The sequence below is a fragment of the Nonomuraea sp. NPDC026600 genome (genome assembly GCF_040638335.1).
GTDB lineage: Bacteria > Actinomycetota > Actinomycetes > Streptosporangiales > Streptosporangiaceae > Nonomuraea.
Genome location: NZ_JBEZYD010000030.1, coordinates 100,695 through 118,275, shown reverse-complemented (window position 1 = coordinate 118,275; position 17,581 = coordinate 100,695). Strand labels below are relative to the sequence as shown.

The following is a 17,581-nucleotide window of genomic DNA, read 5'->3' as shown; positions in this document are numbered from 1 at the left end:
CCGACCGCCTGCTTTTGCCTCGAAGGGATGTCCACATGGCGCTCACGGTCTACAGCACCACCTGGTGCGGTCCCTGTAAGCGACTCAAGTCGCAGCTCACCCGCGAAGGGATCAGCTTCGACGAGATAGACATCGAGCGGAATCCCGATGCCGCCGAGTTCGTGATGAGCGTCAACAACGGCAACCAGGTGGTGCCCACCGTGGTGATCGAGACGCCCGCGGGGCGGGTTGTCCGCACCAATCCGTCGGCCCGCGAGGTGAAGGCGCTCCTCCAGGCGGCCTGAGGTCTTTTAACGCGCTCGGGTCCCAGCGAGAGAATGGGGCCCGAGGAGCGTGGCCACGCCGGCCTGGGCGGTTGGGGCGCCCAGGTCTCCTAGTTCAGGTGGCTGTCGAGCTTGTGCTCCAGGCGCTTGATGTCGATCTTCAGTTGAAGCACCGCGCTGAGGATGGCGCCGCTCACCGCATCGACGATGCGCCCTTCGGACGCTTTGGCCTTGTCATCCATCCACATCTCCGTAGCGGCGATCTGGGTGGCGAGCTTCCGGCGTTCGAGGTCCAGGATCTGCTGGACTTCTGTCTCTTCCATGGCCGGGAGCATAGCCAGGCATTACCGAAGGCGTCTTCGCCTTTACGTTAAGTGATCTACCAGTCTCCGGAAAGCGGGCCGCCGTACCAGGTCTCGATGAGGCGGCGGGCGATCGAGACCGGTGGGGGGAGGCGGAGCTCGCCTGATTGCAGGGCCTCCACCAGTTGCTCGCGGGAGAACCAGTGGGCCTCGGCGATCTCTTCGGTGTCGGGGGTGAGGGTGGTCGTGGTGGCGCGGGCGAAGAAGCCGAGCATCAGGCTGCGCGGGAAAGGCCACGGTTGGCTGCCGAGGTAGCGCGGTTCGACGACGGTGACGCCCACCTCCTCGGCCACCTCGCGGATGACGGCGTGCTCCAGCGACTCCCCCGGCTCCACGAACCCGGCCAGGATCGACAGCCGGCCCTCCGGCCACTGCGGGCCGCGGGCCAGCAGGCAGCGGTCGTCCTCGTCGCGGATGAGCATGATCACCGCTGGGTCGACGCGCGGGAAGTGCTGGCTGGCGTCGCGTGGGCAGACCCGGATGTGGCCGCCCGCCTGCACGTCCGTACGGCTGCCGCAGCGCGGGCAGAACTCGTGTGTCGAGTGCCAGGCCTCCAGCGCCACCGCGTAGACCAGCAGGCCCGCGTCGCGGTCGCCCAGCAGGCCGCCCACCTGGCGCAGGCCCGCGACGACCAGTTCGCCCTCGCCCGCGTCGCGCAGGCTCATCGGCATCGTGACGCGGCCGTTGGCGTCGCCGGCCCGCGAACCGGGCAGCGGCGCGGCGACCGCGAAGTAGGCGACGTCGTCCTCGACTCCCAGCAGGTACCGTTCGCCCGGTGGCGCCTCAGCCGTGCCGTAAAGGACCGCGTGCACCTCGTCGCCGGCGCGCCTGACCAGAGTCTGGCCGTCGTCGATCACCAGCACCCTGGTCGCCGGATCGGTCCAAGCGCGCTCCAGCCAACCGGCGTTCGCCCGCAGCGCGGACGATCTGTCGATGGTGCCGCGTGCGAGGAGCAGCGGTCCGATGAGTTGCTCTTCCGCTCGCGTCTCCACGGGCCCCACCCTTCCCAAATCCCATGTCATCCTATGACCGCCACCGAATGCGGGGTCTGGTATCCGGGATGATCGCCCACGGGCTAGGATCGGCGGGTTAGGTTAGCCTTACCTGATTCTCGGGGGTGCCTTCGCGTTGCGGCTCTACCTGACCGCGCTCAAACCGACCGATTCGGTGACCGACGGGTTCCTGCCCGCTGCCGAGGCGCTCGGCTGTCGTGTGACGATTCTCACTGACCGGCCGGAGCGGCATCCGGGCGCCGTCGCGTGCGACGTACGCGATCCGCGGGCGGTGATCGACGCGATCGAGCAGCTCGGCCGGCCGGACGCGATCTTCTCCAACTCCGACCACTTACAGGTGGAGACCGCGCTGGCGGCGGCCTACTTCGGGCTGCCCGGCAAGGACTGGCGGGCCTGCCTGGCGGCCAAGAACAAGTTCCTGATGCGCCGCCGGCTCGCCGAGGCCGGGGTCGAACGGGTCTCGTCGGTACGCCTGGCGCCCGGCGACCCCGTGCCCGGCGGCCTGCCGTACCCGCTGGTCGTCAAGCCGCGCGAGGGGGTCGCGAGCGAGGACGTGCTGCTGGTCGAGCGGGACCTGGCCGGTGCGGTGGCGACGGTCAGGAAGCGGCGGCCCGGCGAGGCGCTGGTCGTGGAGGAGTACCTAGAGGGACCGCTGCGCACGCTGGAGACGCTCGGGGACGCCGACGGGGTGCGGGTGCTCGGCGGGTTCGGGACGACGCTCGGGCCGTTGCCGTACTTCGTCGAGGAACGGCTGGACTGGGCGCCGGACGGGCCTCGTGAGCATGTTCTGGCCGCGTTGGCGGCGCTCGGGGTGGGGTTCGGCGCGTGCCACACCGAGTACGTCGTCACCCCGGCCGGGCCGCGCATCGTCGAGGTGAACTATCGGGTGATCGGCGACCACTGCGACTTCCTGCTGGCCGATGTGCTCGGGGTGCCGGTGTTCGAGTGGATCCTGCGGGTGCACCTGGGTGAGACGGTGCCTGCCGTGCCGGATACGTCCAGGTTCGGCAGTGCGGTCAGCCTGGTCGCCGACCGGTCGGGGACCATCACGTCGGCGCCCGGCGCGGAGGAGCTGGTCTCCCAAGGCGTCAGGCTGTGGCACCGGCCGCTGCGGGCGATCGGTGACGTCGTCGAACAGACCCATACGAACCGCGACTACCTCGGCGTCATCAGGGCCGTCGGCCCGGACCGGGCGCGGGTGGACGCGGCCATCGAGGGCTTCCGGGCGGCCAGGCCGTGGGTCGTGGGATGAGCTCGCGGGAGGCGTACCTGGCCTCGCGGGTGCTGGACGCGCTGCTGCGCGAGGACTACGGCGGGCTGTCCGCGCGGGTGGCCAGGAGCCGTGACGGCGTGGACCTGGAGCTGGCCGGCGGGCGACGGGTGCGGCTGGTGCCGGGGCTGCTGTTCCAGGACTTCGTGGTCGGTCCCGGCGAGCGGCTGGGGCTGGCCGAGGTGCTCGGCACGCTGGCCGAGGTGGCCGATCCGGCCGACGCGCAGGGGGTGGCGGCGTTCGCCGAGGAGTGCGCGCAGGCGCTGGCCGCGCTGGAGCTGCACGACGCGCACAGAGCCGAGGTACTCGGCAGGGGGCCGTCCTACGAGTCGCTGGCGGCTTTCGTCGACCATCCGGTCTATCCGACCTCCCGGGCGCGGCTGGGTGTGCCCTCTTCCGCGCTGCCCGCGTACGCGCCCGAGTTCGCGCCGTCGTTCGAGCTGCGCTGGGCGGCGGTGCCGCACCGGCTGCTGGCGCCGGGCTCCGCGGTGCGGCCATGGAGCGAAGCGCCGTTCCCGGTCCATCCGCACGCGGTCCATGAGGTGGCGGCCGGCGAGGCGCTGTTCCCGGTCCATCCGCTCGCCGTCGGCGAGGTGCGGAAGATCGACGGGGTACGGCTGTTCGACGAGCCGTGGCTGACCGTACGGCCCACGCTGTCGATGCGGACCGTGGAGCTCGACGCCCGCACCCACCTCAAGCTGCCGCTGCCCGCCAGCACGCTGGGGGCGCGGAACCGACGCTCGATCAAGCCCGGCACCCTCCACGACGGCGCCCTGGCCGAGCTGCTGCTGCGCCGCCTGGCCGATCCCGAGGTGCTGGTCGCCGACGAGCAGACCCACGCGCACGCCGGGTACGAGTATCTCGCCTGGATGGTCAGGAGGCTGCCGGAGGGGCGGATGGTGCCCGTCGCCGCGCTCAACGCTCCCGGGGTGCTCCAGGAGGTGGGCGACGTGCTGCCCGGCTATCTGCGCCTGCTGCTGCGCTGGAACGTACGGCTCTTCGTACGGTACGGCGTCGCGCTGGAGGCCCATCAGCAGAACCTGTCACTGGTGTTCCGGGACGGGCGGATGAAGCTGCTGGTCAAGGACAACGACGGGCTGCTGGCCTCTCCCGCGAGGCTGGCCGCGGCGGGCATCGAGGTGCCCGCGTTCCACGACGAGCGGATGCTCACCGACGATCCGCATGCCCTGGCCGACGTGTTCGTGACCATCACGCTGCACCTGGCGGCGGCCGCGATCGTGTTCGGGGCCCTGCCGCCCGCCCAGGCGTCCGCGCTGCTGCGCGACACGCTGGCCGAGGCGCTCGACGAGTACGGCGACGACCCCATGGCCAGGCTGCTGCGGGCCAGGACGCTCGACGCGGCCCGGCTCACCGGCAAGTCGATGATCACCGCGGGGACTCTCGTGGCCAAGGAACGTTCCGGGGCGCGGGACATCAACAAGTTCTACGGCACCAGCGGGCCCAACTATCTGAGGAGAGCTTGAATGCACGGTCTGGTCCTCGACTCACCGGTCTCGCCGGTCTCACCGGTGTCACTGGCCGAGGAGGCGACGCTGGGCGCCCTGCTGCGGTGCTGCGTGCGGGAGGTGGCCGGGCCGCGCGGCCTGGTCTGGCCCGCGCCGCCGTACCTGCTGCTGCGGGTCGGAGGCACGCTGCTGCGGGTCCGTACGCACGGCGGGGCCGCGCTGCGGTTCGCCGGGCCGCCCGAGCGTCTGGACGGCGGCACCTGGCATCCTCTCGCGACCGACGAGCTGATAGGCCTGGCCGAGGCCGACCTGACCGGGCAGGCGGCACCCGAGTCCAATGGCGAGTTCGCCGGGCAGGTGGCCGCGAGCAGGGACGCGGTCGCCGCGATCCTGGCGGCCCGGGCCGAGGCCGTGGCGCCCGCCGACCCGTGGCTGGCCTCCGAGCAGGCGCTGGTTTACGGGCATCCGTTCCACCCGAGCCCCAAGTCGCGCGGCGGCGCCGATTGGCTGCGGTACGCGCCCGAGGCGCACGCCGAGTTCCCCGTCCGGCTGCTCGGCGTCCGCGCGGACGTGGTCGCGGAGGAAGGCGACGCGTCGGCCCTCGACCTGCTGGGCGAGGCGCCGACCGGCTACCGGCTGCTGCCCGCCCATCCGTGGCAGCTCGACCTGCTGCGCCCGGCCTTCGGCGAGGAGCTGATCGATCTGGGTCCCGGCCCGGTGGCCGTGCCCACCTCGTCGGTGCGGACCGTCTACGCGCCCGCGGCGGAGTCGTGCCTGAAGTTCAGCCTCGATGTCCGCATCACCAACTGCGTGCGCAAGAACGCCTGGTACGAGCTGGCCGGCGCGGTGGAGCTGACCTCACGCCTGGCGCCGGTGTTCGACGCGGTCTCGGCCGCGCATCCGGGCACCCGCTGGCTGCCCGAGCCGGGCTACCGCTCCGCCGCGCTCGGCACCCGCCTGCTCGAAGGGCTCGGCGTGATCGTCCGGGCCAGCCCATGGGCCGTGTGCTCCCCCGGCGTCACTCCGGTCCTGTCCGGCGCCCTCGCGCTCGAGGCGCCCGCGGGCGATCCGCTCGCCTGGTGGACCGCCTACGTATCGGTGGTGGCGCCACCGGTGCTGGAGCTGTACTTCACGCACGGCGTGATACTCGAACCGCACCTGCAGAACGTCCTCGTCGGCCTGGACGCCTCGGGGCTGCCCGTGGAAGCCGTCTTCCGCGACCTGGAAGGCACCAAGCTCGTCTCCGGCCGCCACTCGCTCGACGGTGTGCCCGCGAAGGTGGCGCAGGCCCTGAGCTACGACGCGGAGCGCGGCTGGGCCCGCGTCGTCTACTGCCTGCTGGTCAACCACCTCACCGAGATCGCCGCCACGCTGGCGGGCGACGACGACGAACTGCTGCGCGAGCTGTGGCGGATCGCCCGGGACGTGCTCTCCCGCCACGCCGGGGCGCTCGGCTGGCCGCTCCCGCTGTCCGATCTGCTGGCCGGCGCGCCGCTCCCGGCCAAGGCGAACCTGACCGTCCGCTGGGCCAGGGCCGCCGACCGGACCGCCGGATACGTCCCGATCGCGAACCCGCTCGCGTGATCACCCCAAGAGATCGCCAACCCGCTCGCGCGATCACGCCGAGAGATCGCCAACCCGCTCGCGCGATCTCCCCGAGAATCCGCGAGGCCGCCCTGCGGCTCGGTGACGTGCCCGCCTACGTCTACGACCTGCCCGCGCTGCACGAGCACGTCTCAGGGGTACGTCAGGCGCTGCCCGGCATCGAGCTGTACTACGCCGTCAAGGCCAATCCGGCCGCCGAGCTGCTCCAGACGCTGGCGGGGCACGTGGACGGCTTCGAGGTGTCGTCGGGCGGCGAGCACGCACACGTGTCGGCCCTCTTCCCGGGCAAGCCGCTGGCCCTCGGCGGCCCCGGCAAGACCGACGCCGAGCTGCTCCTGCCCTGCCACCGCCTGCACGTCGAGTCGCCCAACGAGCTGCGCCGCCTGCTCGCCACCGGCCGCGAGGCCGACGTCCTGCTCCGGCTCAACCCGGACCTGCCGGTCGAGGGCGCGGCGCTGACGATGAGCGGGCCGTTCGGCATGGACGACGCGGACGTACGCGAGTGCCTGCCGCTCTTCACCGATCGCGTACGGCTGCGCGGCCTGCACAGCCACCTGGCCAGCGGCCTGGACGCGCCGCGACTGCTGCGGCTGGCCGGGACGCTGCTGGACACCGAGCACGACGAGGTCAACCTGGGCGGCGGCATGGCCGTCTCCTACGCCGCGCCGGAGTCCCGGTTCGACTGGCGGGCCTACGGCGCCGGTCTGGCGGCGCTGCGCCGGGCCGGGCAGCGGGTGCGGGTCGAGCCGGGCCGGGCGCTGACCGCGTACTGCGGCTACTACGTCACGAAGGTCGTGGACGTGAAGCGGGTACGCGGCGAGGCGTACGCGATCGTGCTGGGCGGCACGCATCACCTGCGCACTCCTGTCACCAAGGGCCACGACCAGCCCTTCACCGTACTGCCCACCGGCGACGGCCCCGCCTTGACGGACGAGCCGGTGACCGTGGTCGGCCAACTGTGCACCCCGAAAGACGTTTTCGCCCGAAAAATCGTGACTTCGGTGCGGGTGGGGGACGTGGTGGTTTTCGAGATGGCCGGGGCCTATGCCTGGAACATCTCCCACCACGACTTCCTGATGCACCCCAAGCCCGGCTTCCACTATCTGCGGGGCTAGGAGGAGACGGGCACGGCCTCGATGAGCGCGACCAGGCCGTCGGCGTCGAGCAGGTCCACCGGGCGTACGGTCTGGTTCGCCCGGACATAGTGGAAGGCCGCCCCCACCCGCTCCAGCGGCACCGCCGCCAGATGCGACCAGGCCAGCCGGTAGGCGGCCAGCTGCACCGAGGCGGCGCGGGCGGCCTTGCCACTCGGTGGCGCGCCGGTCTTCCAGTCGACGACCTCGTAGCGCCCGTCGGGCAGCTCGAAGACGGCGTCCATCCGGCCGCGCACCAGCCGGTCGGCGATCATGGTCTCGAACGGCACCTCCAGGTCGAGCGGCCGGCGTCCGGCCCATTCGCTCTCCTCGAAGCGTTCCTGCAGCTCCGCCAGCCGTACATCGGCCTCTTCCAGCTCGTCCACCAGGTCGAGGTCGAAGTCGTCGAGCAGGCGCTGCTGGTCCCAGCGCGTCTCCAGCCACTTGTGGAACGACGTGCCGCGGCGGGCCAGCGGCGCGGGTTTGACCGGGACGGGACGGCGGATCCTGCGGGCCAGCTCGCGGGCGTCGGCCGCCAGCGTGACCAGTGACGACACGGTCAGCTTCGAGGGCAGCTCGACGGTGGTGGAGCCGCGTCTGCGGTGCAGCTCGCGTTCGCGGAGCAGCAGGTCGGTGTCGCGTTCCCAGGCGCGGACGCGTTCCTCCTCGAAGGCGCGCAGCGTCTCGTCCTCGGCGGGGGCGAGCGTGCCCGCCAGCGCGTCCTCGACCAGGCGCGCGCCGTCCAGCACCGACTCGTAGCGCAGGCCCTCCGGCGTGACCGGCCACACGGCCTCGGCGGGCTCGGCCAGCAGCGGGTTGGTCACCCCTGCCGCGAGCTCCGGCGCCCAGAACGCGACCCGGTCGCTGGTGTCGCGGATCTCCAGCAGGAAGTCCGACGGCTCCAGCGGCTTGGAGGCGGTCCCCCAGCGGTAACCGGAGGCGATCAGGTGGTAGTGGGCCCGGGTGACGGCCACATAGGCCAGCCGCCGCTCCTCCATCAGGTCGCGGTCGCGGCAGCTCTCGTCGAACGCGGCCAGCTCCTCCTTGGTGAGCCCGGTCAGGCGCGGCAGGTCGGCGGCGTCGCCGCGGAGCGGGTAGGGGAGCTTGCGCGGGTTGTCGGTCCAGCGGCTGTTCATGACCGGCGTCGCGGGGAACATGCTGCCGGTCGCGATCGTCCCCTTCGAGCTGACCAGCTGCGACAGTCCGGGCACGACCACGATCGGCCACTCCAGGCCCTTGGAGGCGTGCACGGTCATCAGCTTGACGCTGTTGCTCTCGCCGACCCGCCCGGCCTCCAACCCGAACTCCTCACTCTCGGCCGCCTGTAGGTAGGCCAGGAACGCGCCGAGCGTCGGATCCTCCGCGTCACCGGCGAACCGGGCGGCCGCGTCCTGGAACGCGTCGAGGTCGGCCCGGGCGGCGAAGGCGCTGACCGTGCCGCCCCGGGCCGCCACCTCGATGTCGAGGCCCAGCCGCCGTTCGACCTCGGTGATCAGGTCGGGGAGCGGCTGGGCGGTGTGCGCTCTGAGCTGCCGCAGCTCGTACGCCAGCGCGACGAGCCTGGTCCTGGCCAGCGGCGAGAACGACTCCAGCCACGCCTCCCGGTCGGGCAGCTCGTCGAGCGCGTCGATCAGGCTGCCGCGCTCCTCCGCCAGGTCGGCGACCACCTGGTCGAGCGGGTCCCGCTCGCGGCGCGTCTCGCGGGCCTCGCGGGTCAGCTCCCTGGCGTACTCGCCCAGCACCCGCAGGTCGGCGGGCCCGATCCGCCAGCGCGGCCCGGCCAGCAGCCGGGCCAGGGCGTCACCGGCGGTCGGGTCGTAGAGGGCCCGGAGCGTGGCGACGATGTCGTTGACCTCGGGCACGGTCAGCAGCCCGCCGAGACCGACCACTTCGACCGGGATGTCGCGCTCTTCGAGCGCTCTGCGCAGCGCGGGGAACTGCGACCGCTTACGCGCGAGAATCGCCACATCCTGGGGTTGTACGGCGAGCGTCTTCTTGCGTTCCTTCTCGCCCCAGGGCAGCCCGTCGGGTGCGACCTCCTGGCCGAGGATCTTGTGGATGCCGTCGGCGATCCACTTCGCCTCGTCCTCCGCGGTCTCGTGGAAGGCGCAGGTGACGCGGCCCCGGTCGACGCGGTTGGCACCGGGGACGAGGACCGGCACCTCGCGGGCCTCCATGCGGAGGGGCAACTGGACGCGGGCGGCGACGTCGAGGATCCGGTCGCCGTTGCGGAAGCTGACGCCGAGCTGGCGTACCGGGGCCAGGTCGCCGGAGCTGGTCCGGAAATCCTGGGCGAACCGCCGCAGGTTGCCCGCCGAGGCGCCGCGCCAGCCGTAGATGGACTGACAGGGATCGCCCACGGCGGTGACCGGGTGGCCGCCCGCGTACAGGGATCTGAGCAGTACGAGCTGGGCGTGGCTGGTGTCCTGGTACTCGTCGAGCAGCACCACGGAGAAGCGGGACCGCTCGATCTCGCCGACCTCCTTGTGGCGGGCGGCGATCCTGGCGGCCAGCGACATCTGGTCGCCGTAGTCGATGACCTCCCGGGCGCGCTTGAGCCGCTCGTACGCCTCGACCAGGGGCAGGAGCTGCCTCCTCGCGGCCTGGACGGTGATCGGCTTGCGCTGGGCCACCGTCGTGCGGCCGCTCAGCCCGGCGTACCTGTCATCGAGCCACTCGCCCACCCGCCGCACGTCGGAGGCGGTGCGCAGGTGCTCCGACAGCTCGCCCGCGAGCTCCAGGACGGCGGCCGTGACCGACGGCGGGCCGAGCTCGATCTTGTCCATCGGCCCGTCGTACATCGCCACCACCCTGGACGCGAGCTGCCACGAGACGGCGGGCGTGACCAGGCGCATGGTGGGTTCGAGGGCCTCGCGCAGGGCGTGGTCGGTGACCAGGCGCGCGGCGTAGGCGTGGTAGGTGGAGACGGTCGGCTCGTTGTCGAGCAGCCCGGGTTCGACCAGGCCCGCCTCGGCCAGGCCGTTGAGCCGTTCGCGGACCCGGGTGGCCAGCTCGGCGGCGGCCTTGCGGGTGAACGTCAGGCCGAGCACGTTCTCGGGCCTGACCAGGCCGTTGGCCACCAGCCAGACCACCCGGCCGGCCATGGTCTCGCTCTTGCCCGAGCCCGCTCCGGCCATGACGACCATGGGTTCGAGCGGGGCCTCTATGACGCGGGACTGTTCGGGGGTGGGGGGCAGGATGCCGAGCTTCTCGGCCAGCTCGACCGGGTTCAGCACACCTGTCCCCCGTTGTCGTTGACGGGGCAACTGGATCTGGCCGCGCAGGTGCGACAGCCGTCGTTCACCTTGGCCTGGAAGAACGGGCCCGACATGCCGATCGCCACGGTGTCGACCAGGTCCTTGGCCCAGCCGGGGTTCTTGTCGTCGGCCAGCGCGCCCTGTGCCTGCTCCAGCGCGTCGTGCTTGCCCGCCGCCTTGCCGACCTGGACCAGCGCGGCGCCGCCCGGCTCCGTCATGCCGTGCCTGGCGAACGCGCCGAGCAGCGCGGCGAGCTGGTAGACGCCGAGTTGCGGGTGGCGGTCGAGCTCACCCGCCTTGGGCTTCGCGCTGCCGGTCTTGAGGTCGATGATCACCGCGCGGTTCTCCGAGTCGCGCTCGACGCGGTCCACCCGGCCCTTGATCTGCACGCCGTCGGAGACGGTGGCGATGAACGCGTCTTCGAGCGCGACGAGCTCGCGTGGGTTCTCCTGGTGCCAGCGCCAGAACTTGGTGATCATCTGTTCGGCCACCTGGCGCTGCTTGCGGTTGAACCAGACGCCGCCGAAGTCGAGCTCGTTCCAGATCTCGTCCAGGCGCTTGCCGAGCAGGTCCTCGCTGGGCAGGTCGGTGGCGGCGAGCACGGCCAGCGCGTGGATGACGGTGCCGAGGCCCTGGGCCGAACTGGTGCCCGCGGCGCCGACGGCCGTCTCCAGCAGCCATCTCAGGCCGCACTTGGTGAAGCTCTCGACCGCCGAGGGCGAGATCCTGACGATGTCGTCGGGCCAGCTCAGGGGGCGGTCGTCGGTCATGGGGGTGAGGGCGTACCAGTCGTTGGGGTGGGCGCCCTGGACTCCGGCCGCGGCCAGGCGGGCGAGGTGGTGGGCGGCCTTGCTCCTGATTTTTGCCGATCTAGTGGGATCGGTCACTGCGCTGCGGAGGTCCGCCACGAGCGCGGACATGTTCAGCCACCGCGCCCGGTCGTCCACCGTGGCGGCCTCGACGGCACCCGGCATGAGCTCGCTGAGGAACCTGGACGGCCGCTCGTCGGTGTCCTCCCCGCCGACGGCCGTGACGACCAGCCGGCGGCGGGCCCGGGTGGCGGCCACGTAGAACAGCCGCCGCTCCTCGGCCAGCAGCTTGGAGGCCAGCGACGCCGCGTTCGGCTGCCCGCCCTCGACCAGCTCGACGAGGTCCTCCACGCCCAGCATCGAGCCGCGCAACCGCAGATCGGGCCACACGCCCTCCTGCACGCCCGCGACCACCACCACGTCCCACTCCAGGCCCTTGGACCGGTGGGCGGTCAGCACCCGGACGGCGTCGCCGTCGGGCGCCCGCTCGGCCAGCGTGTCACCGGGGATCTCCTGCGCGGCAAGGTCGTCCAGGAACACCTCAGGCCCCGCCTTGGGCATCCGGTCCACGAACCTGGCGGCGTGGTCGAACAGGGCGACCACGGCGTCGAGGTCCCGATCGGCCTGCGCTCCTCTGGCCCCGCCCGACAGGCTGAGCTCGGTCCACTTCTCGGCCAGGCCACTTTCGTGCCAGACGGCCCACAGGACCTCCTCGGCACCGGTCTGGTCGCGTACGGCCTGGCGGGCCGCGACGAGCAGCTTGGCGACGCGTTCGGCGGGGAGGGCGACGTGGGGTTCTATCCGGGTCAGCTCCCGTGTGTCCTTCAGGGCCGCGACCAGCAGCTCTCCGGACGTGCGCGCTTGGAGGGAAGGGTACGGCGGCGGCGGTGCGGCTTCGTCGTCCGTCGTCTCCGTGTGCTCGGCCGTCGTCTCGTCTCCCAGCGCGGCCATCGCCTCGTTCTCGGCGATCTTCAGTGCCCGCCGCAGGCGTCGTACGCCGATCATGTCGGTGCCGCCGAGGGGGCCGGTCAGCAGTTCCTCGGCCACTCCCTCGTCGAGTTCGGCCGCGTCGATGGCGATCCTGAGCATCGTCAGCAGCGGGCGTACCCCGGGCTCCTGCGCGATCGGCACCTCGTCACCGGCCACCATCGTCGGCACGCCCGCGCTGACCAGGGCGCGCCGCAGCAACGGCACCTGACGGGCCGCCGACCGGACGAGCACCGCCATCCGATGCCACGGCACGCCGTCGATCAGGTGGGCGCGGCGCAGCGTGTCGGCGACGACGGCCGCCTCCTGGCTGGTGCCGTCGGCCAGCAGCACCCGCACCTCGCCGGCCTCCATCTCGGGCAGCGACAGCAACTCCCGATGCCCGTGCGAGCGCCGCTGCCCGGCCCCGACGGCGTCGGACGTCGGTGCTGCGGGCAGCCGGTCGGCCACCCGTCTGGATGCCGTCAGGAGATCGGCGCCGCTCCGGCGGCACACCCGCAGCGCCACCACCGGCGCGTCCCGCCCGTCACGGGTCGGAAACCGCTGCGGGAACCCCAGGATCCCCCGCACATCGGCCCCCCGGAACCCGTAGATCGACTGGTCCGGGTCGCCCACCGCGATCAGGTCGCGCCCGTCACCGGCCAGCTGCCGCAGCAGGAACTCCTGCGCCGGATCGGTGTCCTGGTATTCGTCCACGAAGACCACGTCGTGCGCCGCGCGTTCCCTCCGGCGCACCTCCGGGTCGGCGAGCACGCCCGCCGCCGCCCTGATCAACTCGGCGTAGTCGAGCGCCGGCTCGGGATCGAGGTCGAACCGCACCTCGTACCGCTCCAGGAACCGGCCGACCGCCACCCAGTCCGCCTTGCCGTACTGCCTGCCGAGCTCCTGCAGCCGTTCGCCGCTCAGCCCGCGCTCGCCCGCGCGTGACAGAAAGTCGCGCAGTTCCTCGGCGAACCCGCGCGTCTTGAGCGGCTCGCGCAACGCGACCGGCCACTCCCGGGCACCGTCCTCCAGCTCGCCGTGCAGCAGCCGCCGGATCTCCAGGAGCTGCTCGGGCCCGGTGAGCAGCCGCGGCGGCGCCTCACCGGCCAGCACCGCCTCCCGCCGCAGCAGCGCGTAGGCGTAACTGTGGAAGGTGAGTGCCAGCGGAGTCCTGGTCGTGCGGCGCAACCGCCCGGTGACCCGTTCGCGCAGCTCACCGGCCGCCTTGCGGCTGTATGTCAGGATGAGCACGCGTTCGGGATCCATCCCGCGTCGCTCGATCCGGTCGACCACGCTCTCGACGATCGTGGTGGTCTTCCCGGTGCCGGGACCGGCCAGGACGAGCAGCGGTCCGCGTCGGTGCTGAACCACGGCACGCTGGTGCTCATCGAGCACAGGGGCCGCTACGGGTCCCCCGCGCCCACGCCGCACCAACCGCCAGGTCTGAGCACTCACAACACTAGATTCCACCAGACCACAGGGGTAGATCGTGCCGAGTTGACCTCTCTACCACGCGATCGGCCAACGCTATCGGCGGAAAAGTCGCGGCACCCACCGACACGCCGCAGCCTCGGCGTCAATCTCGCGACATATCTTGACTGACGGCTAATGCGATATATCGTGACTTGTAGCGCAACAACATCCCAGCACCCTGGAGGGGTCATGACTCGAACCGACAAGGGCTACAAGGGCATCGGCATGGAAGGAACGGTCGCCCGCTGGTACGCGAGCAACACCGGCAAGGACCGGTCGAGGTTCGCGGAGCAGACCCGATCCGTGGTGGAACGCGCCCCGGCCGGTGCCGACATCCTGGAGGTGGCCCCCGGCCCCGGCTACTCGTCCATCGAACTGGCCAGAACCGGCGACTACACGGTCACAGGCCTCGACATCAGCGCCTCGTTCGTCCAGATCGCCCGGCAGCAGGCCGCCGAGGCAGGTGTCCAGGTCGACTTCCGTCACGGAAACGTCTCGGCCATGCCGTTCGAAGACGCGAGCTTCGACTTCATCGTCTGCTGCGCCGCCTTCAAGAACTTCTCCGACCCGGTCGGCGCCTTACGGGAAATGCACCGCGTCCTCCGGCCCGGCGGCCGCGCCTACATCAACGACCTGCGCCGCGACCTGTCCAAGGAGGCGGTCGACGCGGACGTCGCCCGCATGCGCCTCGGCCCGGTGAACCGCGCGATCACCCGGTACATCCTGCGCTCGGTCCTGCCCAGGCGGGCGTACGACAAGAGGCAGTTCACGGCCATCATCTCCCACACGGACTTCAGAACGTTCGACATCCAGGAGACACCCCTCTCACTGGACATCGAGCTGAACAAGTAACCCCGCAGATCACCGCCGACCAGCTCGGCCAGATCGCGCCCTACCTGCGCGCCCACATCAGTCGCTTCGGCGCCTACGCCACCGACGACCTGCACCGCCGACCCGACCCGTTCGACCCACTGCTGAAGGAGGTCGACTTCACCGACGTCGACCTGGCCGCCTGAGCGCCCGGCCGGCTCACGATCCCACAGGTGCCGGCCGAGTCGGCCGCACTCAAATGCCACTGGGCGGAGTGATGATCGTCCGCAGCGACGTCGCCGAACCCGAGGCTGCTCCCGTGAAGCGGCAGGTTGGCGCTAACGCGTGGGATTCCATCACTATGGGGCCTTGAATGTCGAAAGACGTCGATCCCACCCCGTTGGCTGGAACCGGCGGCCGCCGGGCGGCAGCCTGTCACCCGTGATTACTCGTGACATCGACCGGATCGACCACTCCGTCCTCTACACCACCGACATGGACGCCACCGCGGCGGCCTACGAGGCGCTGGGCTTCACGCTCAGCCCGCTGTCCATGCACATGGGCTCCGACCGCCCCGGCGGCGAGCGCCGGCCGATGGGTGCCGGCAACCGGTGCGCCCTGTTCGGCCGCACCTACCTGGAACTGCTCGGCCTGTACGGGGACGGCTCGGTCGACCCCTGGAACATCCGCCCGCTCATCGCCCAGTACGAGGGCATGCACGGCTACTCCTTCGGCTGCACCGACATCGAATCCGCCGAAAAGCGCCTGCGCGCGACCGGCTTGTCCTCCTCCGGCGTGCTGCCGCTGCAGCGGGACGTGGACACCCCTGACGGTGTGGAGAGCGCCCGCTTTCAGGCGGTCCACCTCGACCGCGCACTCACACCCGAAGGCCTGATCCACGCCGCGTACCACCTGACCCCTGAACTGATCCACCAGCCGCGCTACCTGGAGCACGCCAACGGCGCCACCGGCCTGTACAGCGTGCTGCTCGTGGTGGACGAGGCCGACTTGGAGCCCACCGTCGCCCGCTACGCCCTCATCCTGGACACCGAGCCGGTGATCGAGGGGCCGGTGCACGTGCTGCCGCTGCCGCTGGGCCGGGTGCAGGTCGTCGCGGTGTCCGCCTTCCGCGCGATGATGCCCGGCGAGCCGGTGCCCGCCCTGCCGTACATGGCCGGGCAAGCCGTGTCGGTACGTGACGTGCGGGCGGCCCGCGACCTGGTGGAGGGTAACGGGTTCACCACGGGCGACATGCCCGGCGGGTTCTTCGTCGGGGCCGCCCAGGCCCGCGGCGCCGCGCTGGCCTTCCTGGAGGTGTGACCGGTGACCGTCCTGATTCACACACCCGCGGGGACGCTGCGCGGCGTCCCCGCGGGCGGCGCGGTCACCGCCTTCCTCGGCATCCCCTATGCTCGCGCCGAGCGGTTCGCCGCGCCGCGGCCGACGCGGTGGGACGGCGTGCTGAATGCCGTCCGACCGGGCCTGGCAGCCCCGCAGCCGCGCACGTCCCGGCTCGAACGCGCCCTCGGCCCCGGCAGCGATCTTGGCCAGGGCGAGGACTGCCTGTCACTCAATGTGTGGACACCGGGCGGCAGCGAGCTGCCGGTCCTGGTGTGGCTGCACGGTGGCGGCTTCATGACCGGTTCCGGCGCCCAAGCCTGGTACGACGGCGCGCTGCTGGCCGAACGCGGCCGGATGGTGGTCGTCACCGTCAACTACCGGCTGGGCGCCCTGGGCTACCTGTACCTGACGTCACAGTTCGCCCCGGCCAACCTCGGGCTGCTCGACCAGATCGCCGCCTTGGACTGGGTCAGGGAGAACATTTCGGCTTTCGGCGGTGATCCGGATCGCATCACGCTGGCCGGCCAGTCCGCCGGAGCGCTGTCCGCGCTGGCCATGCCCGGTCATTCCACGGGCCGTGACCTGTTCCGGCAGGTCATCCTGCAGAGCACACCGGCCGGGGTAAGACCGTACAGCATCCGCGAGGCCGCGGAGATCGGCCAGATCTTCCTGGACGTCCTCGGTCTGCGCCCGAGTGACGCCGAACGGCTGCGCACCCTACCGCTTGCCGACCTGCTCGCCGCCCAGGAGCAGGTCGCCCACCGCACCGCGCAGCCCATGGGAGCGACGCCGCCCTTCCAGCTGGTCGCCGCCGACGCCGTGCCGGCCGACCTGACCACCGGCACCCGGGAGGAGATGCCCATGCTGATCGGCACCACCCGGGACGAGGCGCGGGCGTTCTTCCCTCAGGCTGGGGCCGAGCTCACTGCGCGGCTGTTCCGCGACGGCAGCATGCGCCTGGCCGAGCAGACCCGCTCGGCCCACGTCTACCAGTTCGACTGGTCACCGCCGGGCAGCCCGTTCGGCGCCTGCCACTGCATCGAACTGCCGTTCGTCTTCGGCAACCTGCACGCCTGGCATGCCTCAGCGATGCTGGCCGGCGCCGAACCTGCGCAGCTTGAGCAGCTCGTGAGGCAGGTGCAGGACGCCTGGACGGCCTTCGTCCACGACGGCTCGCCCGGCTGGCCCACCTTCCCTCACGTCGAGCACATCACGCTGGCCTGACCGCTGCTGGAGGTGTCCGACCAGACAGTGGCACGCCGCTACCACAAGCTCCGCTCCGCAGGGCTGCTGAAGGTGATCGGTCAGGTCCAGGCGCGACGGCTGGGCTGGGCGCAGTGGTTCGTCCGGATCCAGGTCGTGCCCATCGCCGAGGCACTGGCTCGCCGAGCGGACACCTCCTGGGTCAGCCTCACCGGCGGTACCCAGATCGTCTGCGTGGTGCGGGCACGCAGCTTCCGCGAGCGCGATGCGCTGCTGCTGGGCCAGTTGCCCCGCACACCGCAGGTGGTCGGGGTGACGGCGCACTGCCTGCTGCGAATCTTCGCCGGCGGCCCACCGGCCGGCACCCCCTTAAGGAGGGCGCCCAGGTCCAGAAGTTCGACTCCCTCTCCAGCATCATGGTCGCCCGCGTCCGTGACGGGCTGATCACCTGGCCCCGCAGCTACTCCAACCCACTCGACGGCGCGATCGCGTTCGACGGGGTCGAGGACCTGCTCGCCGGTCTTGCCACGGTGTGAAGTGGCCCCTGGCTTTCCCTCAAAAGTGGCCGTAACACAGCAGACCACTTGCCCCTAGCCTGTGGCGTGCC

The 17,581-nt window shown here is 71.5% G+C and carries 13 protein-coding genes; 9 read left to right on the top strand and 4 right to left on the bottom strand.

The window, feature by feature from the left end; genetic code table 11:
- Window positions 1–35: 35 nt before the first annotated feature.
- A complete protein-coding gene (locus AB0F17_RS46530) occupies window positions 36–284 on the top strand; it encodes a mycoredoxin (RefSeq protein WP_219539322.1) in 249 nt (82 codons plus the stop codon).
- An 89-nt stretch (window positions 285–373) separates the two neighbouring features.
- Here the strand turns inward: AB0F17_RS46530 and AB0F17_RS46525 are convergent, their stop codons facing one another.
- Both AB0F17_RS46525 and nudC read right to left on the bottom strand, forming a co-directional pair.
- Window positions 374–586, bottom strand: coding sequence for a hypothetical protein (locus tag AB0F17_RS46525; RefSeq protein WP_358036984.1), 213 nt, complete (start codon window positions 584–586; stop codon window positions 374–376).
- A 56-nt stretch (window positions 587–642) separates the two neighbouring features.
- On the bottom strand, window positions 643–1,617 hold the full coding sequence (gene nudC / locus AB0F17_RS46520) for an NAD(+) diphosphatase (protein ID WP_358036981.1): 975 nt from the start codon (window positions 1,615–1,617) through the stop codon (window positions 643–645).
- A gap of 136 nt (window positions 1,618–1,753) precedes the next feature.
- Between nudC and AB0F17_RS46515 the strand changes: the two genes are divergently transcribed.
- Genes AB0F17_RS46515 through AB0F17_RS46500 form a run of 4 tightly spaced genes read left to right on the top strand, consistent with a single transcriptional unit; the run spans window position 1,754 to window position 7,094 of the window.
- Window positions 1,754–2,890, top strand: coding sequence for a siderophore biosynthesis protein (locus AB0F17_RS46515; protein ID WP_358036978.1), 1,137 nt, complete (start codon window positions 1,754–1,756; stop codon window positions 2,888–2,890).
- Window positions 2,887–4,392, top strand: coding sequence for an IucA/IucC family protein (locus AB0F17_RS46510; protein ID WP_358036975.1), 1,506 nt, complete (start codon window positions 2,887–2,889; stop codon window positions 4,390–4,392). Before AB0F17_RS46515 ends, AB0F17_RS46510 begins: the two co-directional genes overlap by 4 nt.
- Window positions 4,393–5,958, top strand: a complete 1,566-nt coding sequence (locus AB0F17_RS46505; protein ID WP_358036972.1) for an IucA/IucC family protein — start codon at window positions 4,393–4,395, stop codon at window positions 5,956–5,958.
- Window positions 5,955–7,094, top strand: a complete 1,140-nt coding sequence (locus AB0F17_RS46500; protein WP_358036969.1) for a type III PLP-dependent enzyme — start codon at window positions 5,955–5,957, stop codon at window positions 7,092–7,094. The genes AB0F17_RS46505 and AB0F17_RS46500 overlap by 4 nt, the downstream gene beginning before the upstream one ends.
- On the opposite strand, the gene AB0F17_RS46495 is transcribed toward AB0F17_RS46500, so the two are convergent.
- Together AB0F17_RS46495 and AB0F17_RS46490 are read right to left on the bottom strand one after the other, a co-directional pair.
- A complete protein-coding gene (locus AB0F17_RS46495; protein ID WP_358036966.1) occupies window positions 7,091–10,348 on the bottom strand; it encodes an ATP-dependent DNA helicase in 3,258 nt (1,085 codons plus the stop codon). The genes AB0F17_RS46500 and AB0F17_RS46495 overlap by 4 nt on opposite strands.
- Complete coding sequence (locus tag AB0F17_RS46490; protein WP_358036963.1) at window positions 10,342–13,542, bottom strand: ATP-dependent DNA helicase; 3,201 nt, start codon at window positions 13,540–13,542, stop codon at window positions 10,342–10,344. Before AB0F17_RS46490 ends, AB0F17_RS46495 begins: the two co-directional genes overlap by 7 nt.
- A 267-nt stretch (window positions 13,543–13,809) precedes the next feature.
- Between AB0F17_RS46490 and AB0F17_RS46485 the strand changes: the two genes are divergently transcribed.
- The 4 genes from AB0F17_RS46485 to AB0F17_RS46470 all read left to right on the top strand — a co-directional run bounded on the left by AB0F17_RS46485 (window position 13,810) and on the right by AB0F17_RS46470 (window position 17,418).
- The gene (locus AB0F17_RS46485) at window positions 13,810–14,472 is read left to right on the top strand and encodes a class I SAM-dependent methyltransferase (RefSeq protein ID WP_358036960.1); all 663 of its coding nucleotides are present in this window, start codon (window positions 13,810–13,812) and stop codon (window positions 14,470–14,472) included.
- A gap of 399 nt (window positions 14,473–14,871) precedes the next feature.
- Window positions 14,872–15,750: a VOC family protein gene (locus tag AB0F17_RS46480; protein WP_358036957.1), complete on the top strand. Its 879-nt coding sequence runs from the start codon at window positions 14,872–14,874 to the stop codon at window positions 15,748–15,750.
- Between the two features lie 3 nt (window positions 15,751–15,753).
- Window positions 15,754–16,995 carry a carboxylesterase family protein gene (locus AB0F17_RS46475; RefSeq protein ID WP_358036954.1) on the top strand — a complete coding sequence of 414 codons (1,242 nt, stop codon included), beginning with the start codon at window positions 15,754–15,756 and terminating at the stop codon, window positions 16,993–16,995.
- 12 nt (window positions 16,996–17,007) lie between these two features.
- Window positions 17,008–17,418, top strand: coding sequence for a hypothetical protein (locus AB0F17_RS46470; protein ID WP_358036951.1), 411 nt, complete (start codon window positions 17,008–17,010; stop codon window positions 17,416–17,418).
- The last annotated feature ends 163 nt before the right edge of the window (window positions 17,419–17,581 follow it).

Coding starts and splice junctions, on each gene's coding strand:
- AB0F17_RS46530 (WP_219539322.1), top strand. CDS start 36: ATGGCGCTCACGGTCTACAGCACCACCTGGTGCGGTCCCTGTAAGCGA.
- AB0F17_RS46525 (WP_358036984.1), bottom strand. CDS start 586: ATGGAAGAGACAGAAGTCCAGCAGATCCTGGACCTCGAACGCCGGAAG.
- AB0F17_RS46510 (WP_358036975.1), top strand. CDS start 2,887: ATGAGCTCGCGGGAGGCGTACCTGGCCTCGCGGGTGCTGGACGCGCTG.
- AB0F17_RS46505 (WP_358036972.1), top strand. CDS start 4,393: ATGCACGGTCTGGTCCTCGACTCACCGGTCTCGCCGGTCTCACCGGTG.
- AB0F17_RS46485 (WP_358036960.1), top strand. CDS start 13,810: ATGACTCGAACCGACAAGGGCTACAAGGGCATCGGCATGGAAGGAACG.